The following is a 17,627-nucleotide window of genomic DNA, read 5'->3' as shown; positions in this document are numbered from 1 at the left end:
GGGAAGCGCTCGGCGAGGGGGAAGCTACGATAGCTCCAGAAACGGAATCCAGCAATCCAGAGGCGGCGCACCTTCGCCCACTGCGCCCGATCGGCCTTCAGAGGCGTCCTGAAGCTCCTTCCCATCAAGGCCAAAGGGGCCCGACACTCAGGGCATCGGTGCTGTATGTCGGTATCTCGCTTCCACGACTTCCGGCAATCAAAACAGGCATGGGCGATTAGATATCTGGGCCCGCGATGGAATGAAGGCGCGTGCGGTTTCGACACCTTTCGGTTTCCGATAGATCGACGCAGTTCCATGCGCTCGGATTTGCTCGGCGGCTCGTTCATCCGGCGATCTTTAACCCGTCGACAGAGCTCCGCAACGGGGCGAAGCGGTCCTAAGTCACGACTTCACCCCTCCGGCGCAGGCCCCGTCGAGTCCCGCACGATCAGGGTGTGCGGGTGCATCAGCTGGCGGGGCTCGCCGGTCTTGCCGCGCTGGCGGCGGATCTCTTCCAGCACCAGGTCGACCGCGGCGCGGGCCATGGCGGCGATCGGCTGGTGGACGGTGGTCAGGGCCGGCCAGATGTTGGCGGCGATCGAGGTGTCGTCGAAGCCGACGATCGACACGTCCTCGGGCACGTCCAGGCCCATGCGGTGGGCGACGCCCGCCGTGGCGGCGGCCATGTCGTCGTTGCCGGCGAAGATGGCGGTGGGCCGGTCGTCCTCGCCCAGCAGCCGTTCGGCGGCCTCCAGGCCCGAGCGATAGGTGAAGTAGCCCTGCTCGATCCGCACGTCCGTGTCCGGGATCCCGGCGACCTTCAGGGCGGCGAGGAAGCCGTCCAGGCGCTGCTGGCTGACGGTCTGGTTGGGGTGGCCCTTGATGATCCCGAAGCGCTTGTGGCCCAGGCCCAGCAGGTGCTCGGCCAGCTCGAAGGCGGCGGCCTCGTTGTCGATGCGGATGGTGGCCATGTCGGCGCTGGCCTTGCCGGGGGCGACGGCGACGGCGGCGGCGCCGGCCGCCTTGACCTCGGCCAGCACCTGGGCGCTCTCGCACAGCGGGGCCGGCAGAATCAGGCCGTCGACACCGGTCTTCAGCAGGCGGGTCAGGGTGGCGCCGGCCAGTTCGGGCTCGGCGCACTTCTCGATCACCACCTGGGCGCCGGTGCGGCTGCTTTCGTCCAGGGCGCCGACCAGGAACTCGGACAGATAGCCGGTGGAGGGGTTGTCGTAGAGCAGGCCGATGCGGAACGGGGCCGAGCCGGCCAGGCTGCGGGCGGCGGGGTTGGGGGCGTAGTTCAGCTCGGTGATCGCCGCCTCGACCAGGGCCCGGGTCTCTTCCTTGACCGTCGTCTCGCGATTGATCACCCGCGACACCGTCATCGGCGACACCCCGGCCAGGGCCGCCACGTCGCGGATGGTCGCGCTCTGGGTCGTGCGGCGGCGCTGGCGCTCGTTGCGGTCGTTCATCGATGGTCCGTCCCTTGATCGCGCGGACACTAGACCGTTTCGAGGCCGAGTTGAAAGACTGCCATCAACTCTGCGAGAGAACGAAACTTCCGATAGCCAGGTCGATTGACGGTCTGCTGCGAAGCTGTCGAACTCGACGCACAACCTAATTTTGGATCGACCATGATCGGCGTGTTTTTGACTGTTGCCGTGCTGTCGAACGCGTCCGCATCCTGCCCGTTGGAGCGGGCCCGCTATGTTCTGCGCGACGCGCCCGGCTTCACGGCCGAGTTCAGGCCTGTGGCGATTTCCAGCGACTGGTCAGCGGGGGTGGCGCTGATCGTTCGGTCGAAGGCCAGCGGTCGCACCTACGATTTCCTGCCCTATCTGGGCAACGGCGTGGGCACGCTGGGACACCTGGCCTCGACCTATGACGTCGCCCGGCCGGACTGGGCGCCGCCCGGGCCGGACGATGACAAGGCGCGGCCGCTTGGCGATCTGGACTTCATGGTCCTGGACGCGACCTATGGCGTCGCGCCGGAGCCCGCGTTGAGACGCGGGGCTCCGGCCCCGGCCCACCTGCTGATCCCAGGACTGGAGGAGGCCTTCTGGTATCGCACGCCGCCCGACGCGCGCGAGAGCGCGCCGACCGCGTTCTTCGACTTGGTGGACTGCTAAGCATGACCCCCTTCGGAGCCATCATCCTGACCGGCGGCGCCTCGCGCCGCATGGGCGCGGACAAGGCGGCGCTGGACTGGGACGGCCAGCGGGCGGTGGACCGGGTGGCGGCCCTGGCCCGCGCGGCCGGCGCCGCGCGCGTGCTGACCGCCGGGCGCGACCTGGGCCTGGAGCATGTCGACGACCCGTCGCCCGGCGCGGGGCCGGTCGGCGGCGTGCTGGCCGGGGCGCGGGCCCTCGCGGCGCACGGCCTCTCCCGGGCCCTGGTCCTGGCGGTCGACGCCCCGACCGTGACGGCCGAGGATCTTCAGCCGTTGCTGGCGGCGGCCGAGCCCGGGGCGGTCTATGACGGCCTGCCCGTGCCGATGGCGCTGACCCTGGCCGCCCTGCCGGCCGAGGCGCAAGCCGGCTGGCCGCTGCGGCGGCTGGTCGAGCGGGCGGAGCTGGCGGTCTTGCCGTGCGACGAGACCGTGCGGGCCCGGCTGCGCGGGGCCAACACCCCGGAGGAAGTTCTGGCGCTTTCCCTCCCCCTCGTGGGGAGGGCGGCCCTGGCGAAGCCAGGGTCGGGTGGGGCCTGCTGACTCCCGGCTCCGTCCGACACCCTGCACCAGTCCCCCACCCGACCCGCTAGGCGGGCCACCCTCCCCGCAAGGGGGAGGGAAGGGGCGTTATGTCAGTAGACGTCCCGCCGATACCGTCCCTCGTCGGTCAGGCGCTCCATCGTTTCCGCGCCCAACACGGTCGTCAGCGCCGCGTGGACCTCGCCCGACATGCCCTCCAGCGAGCCGCAGACATAGATCGCCGCGCCGTCGGCGACCCAGGCGCGCAGAGCGTCGGCGGCCTCCAGCAGGCGGTGCTGGACATAGATCTTGCGGTCCTGGTCGCGGGAGAAGGCCAGGTCCAGGCGCTGCAGCACGCCCTCGGCGCGCCAGGCCTCGATCTCGTCGCGGTGGAAATAGTCGTGGGCCGCCGTGCGCTCGCCGAACACCAGCCAGTTGCGAGGGCGGCCATGGCTTGAAGAGGGGGCGGCGGCGCGGGCCTTCAGGTGGGCGCGAAGTCCGGCCAGGCCCGTGCCGTTGCCGACCAGGATCAGTGGTCGGTCGTCCGGTGGACCGTGGAAGGCGCGGTTGGTCCGCACCCGGGCGGCGATCTCGGTCCCCTCGGCGGCGTGGAGGGTCAGCCAGCCCGAGCCCAGGCCCGGCTTGCCGTCGGCCCGCTTCATGGCGCGCACCAGCAGCTCGACCGCGCCGTCGGCCGGCAGGGAGGCGATCGAATATTCGCGGTGCGGCAGGGGCGGCAGGGCGTCGACCAGGGCCTGGGCGGTCGGCACCGGGGGCATGTCGTCGTGCGGCAGGCGGCGCCAGGACAGGGCCTCGGCCAGGGTCGCGCCCTCTTCGGCGACCACCGGGGCGGACGGGTCCAGGCCCAGCCGCGCCAGCAGGGCGGCGACCTCGGCCGGGGCGTTGCGCGGGCCGACTTCCAGGATGTCGCCGGCTTGCCAGGTCGCGGCGTCCAGGGGCTCGAGCCGCAGATGGAAGGCCGCGTCGCCCGGACTGCCGGGGTTCAGGCGGCGCCGCTCGGCCAGCCGCCAGCGGCCGTAGCGCGGCCGCGTCCAGTCGGGCGCGTCGGTGACGCCGGCCAGCACGCCGACATGGGCCTGCCAGTGGCGCAGGGCGGCCGGGTCGCCGTCGTCGACCTCGACCCGGTCGAACAGCGGCGTCGCGCCGTGATGGGCCAGCCAGGCGTCCAAGGTTCGGCCGAAGGCGCAGTACCGGGCGTAGCTGCTGTCGCCCAGGGCCAGGACGCCGTAGCCGAGGCCGTCGAGCGCGGGCTCGTCGCCCATGACCTCGCGGATGAAGCGGCGGGCGGTGTCGGGGGCGTCGCCCTCGCCGGTGGTGCTGGCCACGAACAGGGCGCGGCCCCCTCCCGTCAGGTCGGCGATCGTCACCTCGGCCAGGCTCTTCAAGGCGACGCGCGCGCCGGCCTCGCCCAGCAGCCGGGCGGTGGCCAGGGCCAGTTCCTCGGCGAAGCCGGTCTGGCTGGCGTGGACCACCAGGACGCTCGCGCCGGTCCCGGCCGCCAGGGCCTGGGTGGCGTGGCGGGCGGCGCGTCGGCGGCGGGCCTCGCGCCAGGCGACGGCCAGGCAGAACAGGACATAGGCGAGGAGGACCAGACCGGCCGTCCAGAGGCGGCCGGCCCCGGGCGCCAGGGCGTCCCACCCGCTGGTCATGCGTCGAGCATCGCCAGGAGGGCCGGCGACAGGCGCTCCTCCAGGCCGGCGGGGCCGCGCGCCAGGATCAAGGCGGCCAGGCCGTGCACGGTCGCGAAGGCTAGCGCGGCCTCGGGCGCCATCACCGTCAGCGCCGTGGCGTAGGCGTCGGCCCGCAGGCAGCTGCCGTCCAGCACCGTGACGCTGACCGTGGGATGAGCGACCGGCGCGGCGGTGGCGGGGTCCAGGGTGTGGGCGTAGCGGCGGCCGCCATGCTCGAAGAACCGGCGATAGTCGCCCGAGGTCGCCACCGACAGGCCGTGCAGGGCCACCAGGGTCCGCACGCCGTCATTGGCGACCGGCGGCCGCTCCAGCTCGACCCACCAGGGCTGGCCGTCGGGCTTGGCGCCGGTCCCGCGCAGCTCGCCGCCGACCTCGACCAGGTACGAACGGACGCCGGCCCGGTCGAGGGCGGCGGCCACCTGGTCGACCGCGAAGCCCTTGGCGATCCCGTTGAGGTCCAGCCGCAGGCGGCCTGGCTGGAACAGGCTGTCGCCGTCCATGACCACGCGCCGCCAGCCGGCCGCGTCCTGGGCGCCGGCGAGGTCCTGGGCTCGCGGCGGCGCGCCGGAGAACGGGCGGGGGCCAAATCCCCAGAGATCGACCAGGGCCCCCAGGGTGGGGTCGAAGGCGCCGTCCGTCCGCTCGGCGATCTCCAGGGCGGCGCGCAGCACCTGGGCGAAGGCCGGGGGCAGGGCGGTCCAGCCACCGGCGGCCGCGCGGTTGTAGCGCGACAGGTCCGACAGCGGCTCCCAGGGGCTCATCTCGCGGACCACGGCGTCGAGCTCGTGCTGGGCCATGACGGTCAGGGCCCGGGCGTCGGCGGTCGGCGGGGCCACCAGCTTGACCGACCAGGTCGTGCCCATCGTCCGGCCGCCAAGCGCCAGCACCGCGCCGCCGATCGGGCGGGCGGGCGGCTCGGCGAGCTGGGGGACGAGGACGCGGGTCATGGGGATCACTGAAAAGCCGGCGGGAAGAAATCCCCGTCCTTCGACAAGCTCAGGATGAGGATTTCTACTGAACGGTCGCAAAATTCGTCCTCATCCTGAGCTTGTCGAAGGACGGGGACGTTCAACGGCGCTCGCCACATCGTCTTGTCGCGGAGGATGACGACCTCTGAAAGCTCTAAGGCCGCAGCGCTTCGAGCGTGGCGGTGTAGCTGGCGCTCATGCCGTCGCCGGCCAGGGGCGTGGCGGGGGCGGGCGCGCCGCCAGGACCGCCCATGCCCCCACCCGGGCCGCCGGGACCCCGGCCGGTCTCGCCGGTCCGCACCACGGCGTTCATCCAGTACATGCCCGCTTCCGGGAAGGTGACCTTGAACACCCCATCGGCGCCGGTCTTGACCTTGAAGTCGCCGGGCGTGGCGCGGTAGCGCGAATTGCCGGGAGCGAAGGTGACCTCCAGATCCGCCGCCGGCTTGCCGTCGAGCAGGAACTTGAACGTCGCCGCTTCGCCGGCCACCAGGTCGTTGGGGTGTGTCACCGGAACCAGTTCCAGCCCCTTGCCGGTCGGCGCGAACACCGTGGTGGTCGGGGCGTCGCGGGTGACGAAGGTTTCGTTGCGGTTGAAGCTCTTGATGGTCTTCAGGTCGGCGGCGCCGGCCGGGACCTGCCTGGCGAAGTCCTCGGGCGAGCCGCGGAAGCGCTTGACCTGGCCGTCCTGCGTCCAGCTGGCCATGACCGTGCTGACCGCCGAGCCGATCTTGTAGGTGCCGGGCTTGGACAGCTGGACGTCGAAGGTCGAGCGGTACTTGCCGACAGCCGGGTTCTGGACCTTGTCGGCCGAACCGTCCGGCGCGGTGACGGTCACGGCGTCCAGGCGCATCGGGTTGTGGTCGGCGTAGAACAGCTCGTTGGAGATGGCCGCGTCGACCCCGACCCAGGCGCCTTCGCCCGACAGCACGGTGGCCGAGGGCAGGAGCCAGCCGCGATGGGCGCTGGCGGCGGTGGGCAGCACCAGGGGCAGGGCCAGGGCCAGCCCGGCGGCGACGGCGAGAAGGCGCGTCTTGAAGGTCATGGCGGTTCTCTCTGGGAGCGGGTTTCGGGGATCTACTTGACGGCGACGGTGACGGCGCCGACCTCGGTTGCGCCCTTGGCGGTAGCGGGCTTGCCGGGCTTGCCCCAGACGAAGGGCACGCGGACGGCCTCCTGGCCGCCGACTTCGCGAGCCGCCTCGACCACCAGGTTGTACTGGCCGGGTTTGAGGTCCTTGAGCGCACCCTTGGCGCCGCTGAACACCAGCTTCTGCGGGCCGGGCGCGCGGGTCGCGCCGCTGATCCCGTCGGCGGGGAAGCTCATGGTGCGACCGGCCTTGCGCCACCACTGGCGCATGTCCTTCAGCCACTTGACGCCTTTGTCCTCCTTGGAGCCGGCGTCGTACCAGACCGCCAGGGTGCCGGCGGCAGTGGCGTCGGCCGGGTTCTCGATCCAGATCGAGACATAGGGCTTGTGGTACTCCGCGACCGTCAGGCGCGGCACCTCCACCGTGACGGCAAGGTCGGCGGCCACGGCGGGGGTAGCGCCGGCGAGGGCCGAGAAGGTCAGCAGGGATAGGGAACGCTTCATGGCGGGACGCCTCACAGGTGGACGAAAAGGATGACGAGCAACAGCGGGATCATCAGGCCGCCGGCCACCAGGGGCCAGGTCAGGGGACGGGCCCGGGCGTGGAACTGCAGCAGGATCAGGCCTGTGACCGCGAACACCACGCAGGCCCCGGCGAAGATGTCGATGAACCAGCCCCAGGCCTTGCCGGCGTTGCGGCCCTTGTGCAGGTCGTTGAGCAGGCTGATCGCGCCGCGCGTGGTCTTCTCGTGCTCCACGGCGCCGGTCGCGCGGTCGATGCTGATCCAGGCGTCGCCGCCGGGGCGGGGGAGGGCGACATAGACCTCCTCCTGCGACCATTCGCCTTCGCGGCCGGCGATGTCGGCGTCGACCGCCTTGTCCAGCCAGGTCTCGAGCTGCGGCGGCAGCGGGCGCTTGCCTTCGGGCGGGCCCGAGGCCAGCAGGTAAAGCAGTTCGGCGGGCACGGTCGCCTTGCGGCTGACCACCTTGGGCTGGGCCTCGATCTGGCCGGCGTGGTTGAGGGTGAAGCCGGTGACCGCGAACAGCAGCATGCCCACCAGGCTCAGGGCGGCGCTGATCCAGTGCCACTGGTGCAGCTGCTTGAGCCAGAACGAGCGGCTTTGCTGGGCGGGGGCGGTCTTCACGAAATCCGGGGGCGCGAGGGGTTCTTGGCTGAGCTTCAAGCCCATACTTGAGAACGACTTGCAAAAGCAAGCCCTCCCGTGCGGCGGCCGTCACACGCGTGAGTTTTCCCTTAAAATGAAAGCGTTCTGGGGTTGCCGACTGCGACGATAGCGCACGGCGACGGCGCGATTTGGCCGGGCTAATCGTGCTTAACCAGTCGTTAAGCATGTCGGGGCGGACGTTGCACAAGATCCTAGTCGCGGAGGACGACCTCCTCCTGGCCACCATCCACGAAATCACCCTGCGCGAAGCCGGTTTCGAGGTGCTGATCTGCCGCGACGGCGAGCAGGCGCTGCAGGCCATGGACGCCTTTGACCCCGACCTGCTGATCACCGACTTCGCCATGCCGCGCATGACCGGCGGCGAGCTGATCAAGGCTACCCGCCGCCGGCGGGGCGCACGCACGGCCGTGCTGCTGGCCTCGGCCCGCGACGAGCATCTGCTCAAGGACGACGAGCGCGGCGACGCCCGCCTTGAAAAGCCCATCACCCCCGGCCGCCTGCTGGGCGCGGTGCGGGCGCTGGAGGCGCGGTTCGACGCGGCGGCTTAGGAGGCGACAGCGACGCCCGCCGTCCATTTATCTCTTGCTGTTTTCGGATCGACTACGCACATTCTTCGTATGGCCACCCGCACCAACCAAGCCCCACCGAAGTCTGGAAAGCACAGCGGCATGGTGGCTGGCCGCAGCGCGGCGACGGGGCGGTTCATCCTGAGTCCTGCATCGAAAGGCAGTTCGATCACGGTTCGGGAAGCCAGCCAGGTTGCTCAGAACATTCAAGGCAAGAAGAAATAGCCCTTGGCTCCGCGTGGGGGGACATCGGCCGACGATGTCTTCATCAATTGCCCCTTCGATCGCGCTTACACTCCGACCTTCAGAGCGATCATTTTCGCGATCTACGCTTGCGGCTTCCGTCCCCGATCGGCCATGGAGCTCGACGACGGCGGCCAGACCCGGATTGACAAGCTCTATGGCATGATCGGCGAATGCCGGTACGGCATCCATGACCTGTCGCGAACCGAGCTTGACGAGGTTCACCAGCTTCCGCGCTTCAATATGCCCTTGGAGTTGGGCCTGTTCTTGGGAGCCAAGAGGTTTGGCGGCCAAGGCCAAAGCGCGAAGCGCCTCCTGATCCTGGACGTCGAGCGCTACCGTTATCAACGCTTCGTCTCCGACCTTGCGGGTATGGACATCCACGGTCACGACGGCGACGCCGTCACGGCCCTCCGCAAGACGCGGGATTGGCTGGCCAATGTTTCGCGGCGGCAGTTACCAAGCGCAGATCGTGTGTCGCGGCTCCTTCAGTCGTTCATGGCGGATCTACCGACGCTCGCGGCCGACCTCGAATTCGACCCCGATACCGTGCCCTATGTCGATTTCGAGCGCATGGTCGTGGGCTGGCTTTTGAGTGCTGAGCCGCCCCTTTGAGGGACGGTCCCGGCCGCCATGGCCGCTTGTTGGCGGCGTGACCGCCAAGCCGCCCGGCCCCAACGCCCTGGTCCGCCCTCCAAACACCGACCACCCAAGGTCAACCGGCGCCCCTGCGGCGGGCTTGACCGTAAAACTCGGTCAACCCACGCGACAACGCCACGGACGACCTCGACAAGCCCCGCTTTAGAGGAGAAGTATGCCGCCTTTCGTCGCGGGGAGACGCCCGCGCGTCGCATTGGGGTCGTTTGTTGAAAACGCTGTTCTTTACCGCCTCCGCCGTCGCCCTGTCCCTGGGCCTCTCCAGCGCCTTCGCCCAGGAGCGCCTCCCGGTCCAGGCCCCGCCGACGCCGCCGATCGCTGCCGCCCAGGACGTCGCCTATCCCGGCGTGCTGAAGCTGTCGGTCGACGCCACCGACCTGGACCGCAAGATCTTCCAGGTCCGCGAGACGATCCCGGTCGCCAAGCCCGGCCCAATGACCATCCTGTATCCGCAGTGGGTGCCCGGCGGCCACTCGCCGCGCAACGACCTGGACAAGATGGCCGGGCTGGTGATCACCGCGGGCGGCAAGACCCTGCCGTGGACCCGCGATCCGGTCGCCGTCCACGCCTTCCACTTCGACGTGCCGGACGGCGCGACCGAGATCCAGGTCAGCTTCCAGTTCCTCACCCCGGTGAAGGGCGACGTCGGCCGCATCCTGGTCACCGACGACATGCTGAACGTGCAGTGGCTGCAGCTGGGCTTCTATCCGGCCGGCTACTACACCCGCCGCATCCAGGTGGAGCCGACCGTGAAGCTGCCGCAGGGCTGGGGCTTCGGCACGGCCCTGGAGAAGGGGGCTAGCGACGGCCAGACCACCACCTTCAAGACCACCACCTTCGAGACCCTGGTCGACTCGCCGATGTTCGCCGGCCGCTACTACAAGCAGGTGGACCTGGACCCGGGCGCGGCCGTGCCGGTGCGGCTGAACATCGTCGCCGACAAGCCCGAGCTGCTGGACATCAAGCCTGAGGCCCTGCAGATCCATCGCAACCTGGTGCAGCAGGCCTACAAGCTTTACGGCGCGCACCACTACGACCATTACGACTTCCTGCTGGCCCTGACCGACAAGATGGGCGGCATCGGCCTGGAGCATCACCGCTCCAGCGAGAACGGCGTGGTCCCCAAGTATTTCACCGACTGGGACAAGACCTTCGTCGGCCGCGACCTGCTGGCCCACGAATACACCCACTCGTGGAACGGCAAGTTCCGCCGCGGGGCCGACCTCTACACCCCGACGCTGAACGAGCCGATGCGCGACAGCCTGATGTGGGTCTATGAGGGCCAGACCCAGTACTGGGGCAATGTGCTGGCCGCCCGCTCGGGCCTGCAGACCAAGCAGCAGGGCCTGGAGTCGCTGGCCATGACCGCCGCCCTGTACGATACTCGCGCCGGCCGCCAGTGGCGCAACGTGCTGGACACCACCAACGACCCGATCATCGCCAATCGCAAGCCGGCCTCGTGGACCAGCTGGCAGCGCAGCGAGGACTACTATTCGGAAGGCCAGCTGGTCTGGCTCGACGCCGACACGCTGATCCGCGAGAAGACTGGCGGCAAGAAGTCGCTGGACGACTTCGCCAAGGCCTTCTTCGGCGTCGAGAACGGCTCCTACGTGCCGCTGACCTACGACTTCGACACCGTGGTCCAGACTCTGAACGGCGTGGTCCCCTACGACTGGGCCAGCTTCCTGAAGACCCGCATCGAGGGCCTGTCCGAGCACGCCCCGCTGGATGGCCTGACCCGCGGGGGCTACAAGCTGGTCTATACCGACACGCCGACCGAGTTCTTCAAGGCGGCCGAGACCAAGGGCAAGATCGTCAATCTCAGCTATTCGCTGGGGATCACGATCGGCAAGGACGGCGTGCTGTCGGCGGTCAACTGGGATACCCCCGCGTTCAAGGCGGGGCTGACGGCCGGCGAGACCATCGTCGCGGTCAACGGCGTGGCCTACAGCGACGACGGCGTCAGGGACGCGGTCAAGGCCACGGCCAAGGCCGACGCGCCGGTCGTCGAACTGCTGATCAAGGACGGCGAGCGCTACCGGACCGTCAAGATCGACTACCACGGCGGCCTGAAGTATCCGCGCCTGGAGCGCATCGAGGGCACGCCGGCGCGGCTGGACGACATCTATTCGCCGAAGAAGTAGAGGCTGAATTGTTCGCAGCTGAAGGGGCCGCCGGTGGAGAGTCCGGCGGCCTTTTCGATGTCAGGGGGCCGTGCGTCCTTCGAGGCGCGCTCAGGAGCGCGCACCTCAGGATGAGGAAGCAGAGCCACAACGGTCCTCATCTGAGGCGCCCGCGCAGCGGGCCTCGAAGGACGCACGGCGTGTCGACCCTTCATCCCCCCGATCCCACGCGCGGTCTTGATGCCGCCATGGGTTCCGTGAAAGACAGCGCGAGCTTCCGCTTCGAATGGACTGTCTTCGCATGAACCGTATCGCCGGCCTGGTCCTGGGCCTTTCCCTGCTGTCAGCTCCCGCCCTGGCGCAGGAGGCCTCGGCGCCGCCCCAGCTGGCGGCCGCCATCGACACGTCCAAGACCCTGGCCGAGGGCCAGGCGTTCCTGGCCAAGAACGCCAAGGCGCCGGGCGTGATCACCACGGCCTCGGGCCTGCAGTACAAGGTCACGACCTCGGGCCCCAAGACCGGCAAGTCCCCGAAGCTCGGCGACATCGTCAAGGTCCACTACGAGGGCAAGCTGCTGGACGGCACGGTGTTCGACAGCTCGTTCGAGCGCAAGCAGGCGGCGATCATGCCGGCCGAGGGCCTGATCCCCGGCTGGCTGGAGGCCCTGCCGATGATGCATGTCGGCGACGAATGGACCCTGTGGATCCCGGCCAACCTGGCCTATGGCGAACGCGCCGCCGGCCCGATCCCGGCCAACAGCGTGCTGGTGTTCCGGCTGCAGCTGATCGACATGCTGGCGGTGGACTAGGTCTGGTCGGAGTCTTGGGCGCTGTGCTTGATCCGGATGATCTGCACGGCGCCGCCTCGCACCCGATAGCGAACGACATAGGGCCTGACCGCGACCATTTCGCGAACCTGGCCGTATAGCGGCCGGCCTCGAAGCGGCTGGTCAGCCAAGCTTTCAACCGTCGCGATCAGGCGCGAAATGAACCGGCCGGCCGCCAGGGGCGCGACCTGAGCGATGTAGGCATGAATGCCTTCGATATCGCGCCGGGAACGAAGCGACCAGACGATCCGGTAACGGCGACCGATCTCGTCGTTCATCGCCGTCGATGACGTCTAGGATCTGGCCGGGCGGGGCGGTGGAAGTTCGTTCGCCGTACCCAGCGACAGCAGCCAGGCTTTCATAGCTTCGTGCGAGATCACGCGGCCCGCGTCGAGATCGGCCAAGCCTTCGGCGTCGGCAGCCCTGTCGGCGTCGACGTCGATCTCGTCAAAGATGGACCGTTCGGACTTCATTGCCGGAGCCTAACATAGGGGAACGGAGAGGGGCAGGCCCCTCTCTTCAGACGTTCCGGCTCTTCATCAGCGGCTGCACCCGGGTCCCGAAGTCCTCGACCCCCTTCACGAAGTCGTCGAACACCAGCAGCACCCCGGCCGTGCCCTCGACCGCCGCCACCTCGTCCAGCATCCGGGCGACGCTTTCGTACGAGCCCACCAGCGTGCCCATGTTGAGGTTCACCGCTGACTCCGGGGCCGCCAGCTGGGCGGTGTTGGTGGTCGAACCCGCGGCGGCGTTGGGGGCGGCCTGGTTGGTCAGCCAGGCCAGGGCCTCCTGGTCGGCGCCCGCCCGGTAGGCCTGCCACTTGGCCATGGCCGCCTCGTCGGTCTCGTCGGCGATGATCATGAACAGGATGTAGGACGCCACGTCGCGGCCGGTCTTGTCGGCGGCGGCCTTCAGCCGGTCGTTGACCGAGGCGAAGGCGGCCGGGGTGTTGGTCCCCTTGCCGAGGGCGAAGCTGTAGTCGGCGTACTGGGCCGTGAACGCCAGGCCCTCGTTGGACGAGCCGGCGCAGATCAGCTTGGTCTGCTCGGGATGCGGGCTCACCCGGCAGTCGGTCATCTGGAAGTACTTGCCCTTGAAGTCGCTGACCCCGGTGTCCAGCAGCTCGCGCAGCACGGTGGCGTATTCGGCCAGGTAGTTGTAGCGGTCGGTATAGTGCTGCTCGCCCGGCCACAGGCCCATCTGGTCGTATTCGGCCTTCTGCCAGCCTGTCACCAGGTTGATGCCGAACCGCCCCGGCGCGATCGAGTCGATGGTCGAGGCCATGCGGGCCACGATGGCCGGCGGGATCGTCAGGGTGGCGGCGGTGGCGAAGATCTTGATCTTCTCGGTGACCGCCGCGAGCCCCGCCATCAGGGTGAAGCTCTCAAGATTGTGCTCCCAGAACTGGGTCTTGCCGCCGAAGCCGCGCAGCTTGATCATCGAGAGCGCGAAATCGAAGCCGTAGGTCTCGGCCTTCTGGACGATCTCCTTGTTCAGCGCGAACGACGGCATGTACTGCGGGGCCGCCTCGGAGATCAGCCAGCCGTTGTTGCCGATCGGAATGAAGACGCCGATTTCCATGGGATGAGTGCCCCCTTTTCTGTGTTGTGAAGTGCGACAAGGACGATGCTCCCCCTCCGGAGGAGCTGTCGCGAAGCGACTGAGGGGGAGCCGCGGCGGCGGGCCCCTCCGGCCCTTCGGGCCACCTCCCCCCGGAGGGGGAGGATCTGGGCGGAGCGCGTCGTCACGCCCCCTCCAGGAAGCGCACGACGCGCGCGTTGAACGCTTCCGGCGCCGTCACCGTGAAGCCGTGACCGCCCCAAGGGGCTATGTCGAGCACGGCGTCGGGCAGGCGCTCGGCCAGGCGGCGCGAGCAGGCCAGCGGCACCAGCATGTCGTCGGCGCTGGCGCTGACCAGCACCGGGCATCGGATCCTGTCCAGGTCGGCGTCGATATCGAAGTCGAGCAGGGCCTGGATGCGGGCCCGCATGACGTCCGGGTCCGGGAAGCCGTGGATGTGGTGGACCTCCTCGGCCTCCAGCCGGGCGTGGTTGGCGGAGAGCCAGTCGGCCGGATAGAGGAAGATCGGCTGGGCGTGGACATAGGCGGCGATGCCGGTGTTGTTCAGCAGGGCCAGGCGCGTGTCGAAGCAGCGCTTGATGTGCGGGTCGGGTCGCGACCAGCCGTTGACCACCACCAGCCTGTCGACGCGGTCGGGGTGGTCCAGCGCCAGGGCCAGGCCGGCGTTGCCGCCCGCCGCGTGGCCGACCAGGTGGGCGCGCTCCAGGCCCAGGGCGTCCATGACCTTGACGATGTCCTCGCCCATGGCGGCCACCGAGTGCGGCTCGGTCAGGGTCCGGGCGCTGCGCCCCGTGCCGCGGTGATCGTACAGCACCACCCGGAACCGCTGGAGCAGGGCGTCCATCTGCGGTTTCCAGAACGCCCCCGAACCGCCCAGGCCGGCCGACAGGATCACCGTCGCGCGGCCGGCCGCCGGTCCGCCATGGACCTCGTAGTACAGGCCGTCGACGGTTCCGCCGTGCATCTACTTCTTGCCGATGTGGGCGACGCTGGCGATCTCGACCACGAAGCCGGGCTTCACCAGGCCGCACTGGATGCAGTAGCGGGCCGGCTTGTCGCCGGGGAAGTACTCGGCATAGACCTTGTTGATGGTCTGATAGTTGGACCAGTCGGTCAGGAAGATGTGGTTCATGGTCACGTCGTCCATGGTCCCGCCGGCGGTCTCGATCACCGACTTGATGGTCTCCAGCACCTGCCGGGTCTGGGCCTCGGCGTCGTCGGGAAAGGCGACGTTGTTGTCCTTGTCGAAGGCCAGGGTGCCCGAGACATAGACCACGCCGTCGGCCAGGGTCCCCGGCGAGAACGGCGCGATCGGCGTGCCCGTGCCGGGCGGGATGATGACGGTCTTGGGCATTTGTCGTCTCCTTGACTGCGAAGCCGTGCGTCCTTCGAGGCCGCTTCGCGGCGCCTCAGGATGAGGAATTCAGTGGCTCAGGAGGTCCTCATCCTGAGGTGCGAGGCGTCGCCGAGCCTCGAAGGACGCAGGGCGTCGCTCACGCGCCCATCTCCCGCTGCCCCACCGCGCCCTTGAAGTCGGCCGTGGTCGAGACCCAGCCGAAGAACTTCTCGATGTTGTAGAGCGCCGCCTGCTGCACGAAGTCGGGGCCGGCCTGGTGGGTGGCGTCCTCCAGCACCGTGCCGAAATATTCCAGGAAGAAGCCGTCGCGCAGGGTCGACTCCACGCAGACATTGGTCGCGATGCCGACGAACACCAGGTGACGCACCCCGCGCGAGCGCAGCACGCTGTCCAGCTGGCTGTTGAAGAAGCCGCTGTAGCGGGTCTTGTGCAGCACGATGTCGCCGGGGACGGGCTTGAGGTCGTCGACCAGCTCATAGTCCCAGCCGCCCTTGGCCAGCAGCTTGCCCTGCAGCTCGGGCCGGGCGCGCATGGTCTTCAGGGCGTTGGACTTGTGCCAGTTGGGCGAGCCGGGGCCGCCGGCCTCGACATAGTCGCTGTCCCAGCCGTTCTGGAAGTAGATCACCGGCATGCCCGCGCCGCGCGCCACGTCCAGCACGCCCTTGATCTTGTCGATCACCGCCGCCGCGCCGCTGATGTCGAAACCGGCCAGGTCCAGATAGCCGCCGGGCGAGGCGTAGGCGTTCTGCATGTCGATGACGATCACCGCGGTCTTGTCGACCGGCAGGGCGATGGGCTCGGGCCGGGCCGGCAGCATCAGGGTGTCGGGCAGGGTCATGGCGCTCGTTCCCGCAGGGGTGAGCGACGCAGCTAAGACCATCGCGGAGCGGGGCGCAATCGATCGATGATCGGCGAACTTCGATTGCGTCGCGGGCGCCCAAGTCTTGGGCTAATTCAGAAACGACTTACTAAATGTCGTGCGGCCCTACGCGCCCGCCCCCTCCTCCCCGTCCTCGCTCGGCGGGCGCAGCGACAGGGTCAGGACGCAGACCAGGCCGCTGGGGCGGTAGTCGACCCGCGCCTCGCCGGCCAGGTCGGACTTCAGGGTGGCGGCGATCAGGCGCGAGCCGAAGCCCTTGCGGGCCGGCGGCGACACCGGAGGGCCGCCGCGCTCCTCCCAGTGCAGGGTCAGCCGGTGCGGCGCGCCGGGGTCGACGTGCCAGACCACCGTCACCGCGCCCCCGGGCAGCGACAGGGCCCCGTACTTGCCGGCGTTGGTGCCCAGCTCGTGGAACACCATCGACAGGGCCAGGGCGGCGTTCGGCGTCAGGGCCACCGGCGGGCCGGCCAGGATCGTCCGATCCAGATAGGGCTCGAGGGTCTCCTCCAGGATCTCCTGGAGGTCGGCGCCCTCCCAGACGCTGCGGGTCAGCAGGTCGTGGGCCCGGGCCAGGGCCATGATGCGCTCGTTGAAGGCCTCGAGGCCGGGCGTGTCCGCGGGCCGGCCCAGGCTTTGCCGGGCCAGGGACTGCACCGTGAACAGGGTGTTCTTCACCCGGTGGTTCAGCTCGTTGATCATCAGTTGCTGGCGCTGGTGGGCGCGCAGTTCCTCGGCCTCGCGGGCCCGCAGCTGGACCGAGGCGTCGTGCAGGGCCGCCCGCACCTCGGCGATCTCCTGGAAGCGGTCTCCGACCACGGCGATCTCCTCGCCCGCCGCTACGGCCTTGGCGTCGGCGGAAAGGCCGCGAACAGCCGCCGCGATGTCCTGCGAGACTGTCAGGGCCACCGCCGCCCCGATGATCAGCAGCACCACGCTGGCCAGGGTCAGTCCGCCCATCGACGACCAGTTGGCCCGGCTGAGCTCGCTCCGGGGCACGCCGACGATGAAGGCCCAGCCGCTGGTCGGCGAACGGCTGAAGGCCGAGAGGGTGGGGGTGCCGTCCAGCGTATGGCTCAGCGTGACTCCCTCGCTGCCCCGCGCCATGGCGGCTAGCATCTCGGCCCCGACCCTGTGGCCCAGGAAGCGGTTCTGGTCCTTGGAGCGCGCCACCAGCGAGGCGTTGCGGTCGACGATGCTGGCCGTCCAGCTGGGCGGGATGGTCTGGCTGGTGAAGATCGTCGAGAACGCGTCGGGGGTCTGGACATAGGCCAGGTCGTGCAGTTTGCCGTCGACGATCACGGGCATGTCGATCGACACGAAGGCCGGCGCCGAGCCGTCCTTGCGCACGATCAGGTTCGAGACCGAGGTCTGGCCCGCGCGGATGATCCGCCAGCGGTCGTCCGGCAGGCGGGCCCGGGGCAACGGGGCGCCTGGGGGCAGGCGGGTGTTGACCAACTGGCGGTCGCCGTCGATCAGCACGATCCAGCCATCGCCGCCCTGCACCGCGGCCCGCGCCTGGCGCTCGAACGCGGGGATGTCGCCGGCGATCAGGGAGGGCGACACCGCCAGGGTTTGCAGGATGCTCTGGCCCTGGCCGATCTGCCGATCGGTGGCCAGCACCAGGGCGCGGGTGGTGGCGATCAGCTGCCGCTCGTACCGGGACCGGCTCTCTCCGAACTCGGCGCGAGCCAGCAGGGTCATGAACAGCACGGCCGGAACCACCAGGCTGAGCGCCATCAGCAGCAGCCGCCGGCGCACCGTGCCGGCGGC

At 69.5% G+C, this 17,627-nt stretch carries 20 protein-coding genes; 7 read left to right on the top strand and 13 right to left on the bottom strand.

Going from position 1 to position 17,627, the window contains the following annotated elements:
- Positions 1-392 precede the first annotated feature (392 nt).
- Positions 393-1,451: a LacI family DNA-binding transcriptional regulator gene (locus tag EV278_RS11535; RefSeq protein ID WP_132091078.1), complete on the bottom strand. Its 1,059-nt coding sequence runs from the start codon at positions 1,449-1,451 to the stop codon at positions 393-395.
- Positions 1,452-1,622: 171 nt separating this feature from the next.
- On the opposite strand from EV278_RS11535, the gene EV278_RS11530 reads away from it, so the two are divergent.
- Positions 1,623-2,108 (top strand): hypothetical protein, encoded by a 486-nt coding sequence (locus tag EV278_RS11530; protein WP_132091075.1) that lies wholly within the window; start codon positions 1,623-1,625, stop codon positions 2,106-2,108.
- Positions 2,109-2,110: 2 nt separating this feature from the next.
- Entirely contained in the window at positions 2,111-2,689 is a 579-nt protein-coding gene (locus EV278_RS11525; RefSeq protein WP_132091072.1) for an NTP transferase domain-containing protein, read from the top strand.
- Between the two features lie 92 nt (positions 2,690-2,781).
- Here EV278_RS11525 and EV278_RS11520 read toward each other — a convergent pair whose 3' ends face one another.
- The 5 genes from EV278_RS11520 to EV278_RS11500 form a co-directional block, all read right to left on the bottom strand.
- Positions 2,782-4,338: a sulfite reductase flavoprotein subunit alpha gene (locus EV278_RS11520; protein ID WP_132091069.1), complete on the bottom strand. Its 1,557-nt coding sequence runs from the start codon at positions 4,336-4,338 to the stop codon at positions 2,782-2,784.
- Positions 4,335-5,327: an FAD:protein FMN transferase gene (locus tag EV278_RS11515; protein ID WP_132091066.1), complete on the bottom strand. Its 993-nt coding sequence runs from the start codon at positions 5,325-5,327 to the stop codon at positions 4,335-4,337. The genes EV278_RS11520 and EV278_RS11515 overlap by 4 nt, the downstream gene beginning before the upstream one ends.
- Positions 5,328-5,502: 175 nt before the next feature.
- Positions 5,503-6,393, bottom strand: coding sequence for a DUF4198 domain-containing protein (locus EV278_RS11510; protein ID WP_132091063.1), 891 nt, complete (start codon positions 6,391-6,393; stop codon positions 5,503-5,505).
- Between the two features lie 32 nt (positions 6,394-6,425).
- The gene (locus EV278_RS11505) at positions 6,426-6,941 is read right to left on the bottom strand and encodes a DUF2271 domain-containing protein (RefSeq protein WP_132091060.1); all 516 of its coding nucleotides are present in this window, start codon (positions 6,939-6,941) and stop codon (positions 6,426-6,428) included.
- A gap of 11 nt (positions 6,942-6,952) precedes the next feature.
- Complete coding sequence (locus tag EV278_RS11500) at positions 6,953-7,582, bottom strand: PepSY-associated TM helix domain-containing protein (protein WP_132091057.1); 630 nt, start codon at positions 7,580-7,582, stop codon at positions 6,953-6,955.
- Positions 7,583-7,803: 221 nt separating this feature from the next.
- On the opposite strand from EV278_RS11500, the gene EV278_RS11495 reads away from it, so the two are divergent.
- The 5 genes from EV278_RS11495 to EV278_RS11480 all read left to right on the top strand — a co-directional run bounded on the left by EV278_RS11495 (position 7,804) and on the right by EV278_RS11480 (position 12,021).
- Entirely contained in the window at positions 7,804-8,172 is a 369-nt protein-coding gene (locus EV278_RS11495; protein ID WP_132091054.1) for a response regulator, read from the top strand.
- A 69-nt stretch (positions 8,173-8,241) separates the two neighbouring features.
- On the top strand, positions 8,242-8,415 hold the full coding sequence (locus EV278_RS24005) for a hypothetical protein (RefSeq protein WP_165916617.1): 174 nt from the start codon (positions 8,242-8,244) through the stop codon (positions 8,413-8,415).
- Between the two features lie 132 nt (positions 8,416-8,547).
- Positions 8,548-9,048 carry a hypothetical protein gene (locus EV278_RS11490; RefSeq protein WP_207905480.1) on the top strand — a complete coding sequence of 167 codons (501 nt, stop codon included), beginning with the start codon at positions 8,548-8,550 and terminating at the stop codon, positions 9,046-9,048.
- 251 nt (positions 9,049-9,299) lie between these two features.
- Positions 9,300-11,234, top strand: a complete 1,935-nt coding sequence (locus tag EV278_RS11485; protein ID WP_132091048.1) for a M61 family metallopeptidase — start codon at positions 9,300-9,302, stop codon at positions 11,232-11,234.
- Positions 11,235-11,514: 280 nt separating this feature from the next.
- Positions 11,515-12,021 (top strand): FKBP-type peptidyl-prolyl cis-trans isomerase, encoded by a 507-nt coding sequence (locus EV278_RS11480; RefSeq protein WP_132091045.1) that lies wholly within the window; start codon positions 11,515-11,517, stop codon positions 12,019-12,021.
- Here EV278_RS11480 and EV278_RS11475 read toward each other — a convergent pair.
- The 7 genes from EV278_RS11475 to EV278_RS11445 form a co-directional block, all read right to left on the bottom strand.
- Positions 12,018-12,317 carry a type II toxin-antitoxin system RelE/ParE family toxin gene (locus EV278_RS11475; RefSeq protein ID WP_132091042.1) on the bottom strand — a complete coding sequence of 100 codons (300 nt, stop codon included), beginning with the start codon at positions 12,315-12,317 and terminating at the stop codon, positions 12,018-12,020. The two genes, EV278_RS11480 and EV278_RS11475, sit on opposite strands and share 4 nt — an antisense overlap.
- Positions 12,318-12,332: 15 nt before the next feature.
- A complete protein-coding gene (locus EV278_RS11470; protein ID WP_132091039.1) occupies positions 12,333-12,512 on the bottom strand; it encodes a CopG family transcriptional regulator in 180 nt (59 codons plus the stop codon).
- A gap of 46 nt (positions 12,513-12,558) precedes the next feature.
- Positions 12,559-13,620, bottom strand: coding sequence for a pyrimidine utilization protein A (gene rutA, locus EV278_RS11465; protein ID WP_132091036.1), 1,062 nt, complete (start codon positions 13,618-13,620; stop codon positions 12,559-12,561).
- A 163-nt stretch (positions 13,621-13,783) separates the two neighbouring features.
- Positions 13,784-14,584, bottom strand: a complete 801-nt coding sequence (gene rutD / locus EV278_RS11460; RefSeq protein WP_132091033.1) for a pyrimidine utilization protein D — start codon at positions 14,582-14,584, stop codon at positions 13,784-13,786.
- Positions 14,585-14,974 carry a pyrimidine utilization protein C gene (gene rutC, locus EV278_RS11455; RefSeq protein WP_018061590.1) on the bottom strand — a complete coding sequence of 130 codons (390 nt, stop codon included), beginning with the start codon at positions 14,972-14,974 and terminating at the stop codon, positions 14,585-14,587.
- Positions 14,975-15,113: 139 nt separating this feature from the next.
- Positions 15,114-15,815 carry a pyrimidine utilization protein B gene (gene rutB / locus EV278_RS11450; protein WP_243692165.1) on the bottom strand — a complete coding sequence of 234 codons (702 nt, stop codon included), beginning with the start codon at positions 15,813-15,815 and terminating at the stop codon, positions 15,114-15,116.
- 147 nt (positions 15,816-15,962) lie between these two features.
- A complete protein-coding gene (locus EV278_RS11445; protein WP_243692174.1) occupies positions 15,963-17,594 on the bottom strand; it encodes an HWE histidine kinase domain-containing protein in 1,632 nt (543 codons plus the stop codon).
- Positions 17,595-17,627: the final 33 nt, after the last annotated feature.

Source organism: Caulobacter sp. BK020 (assembly GCF_004342605.1).
GTDB lineage: Bacteria > Pseudomonadota > Alphaproteobacteria > Caulobacterales > Caulobacteraceae > Caulobacter.
This window is presented reverse-complemented; position numbering and strand designations above follow the sequence as displayed.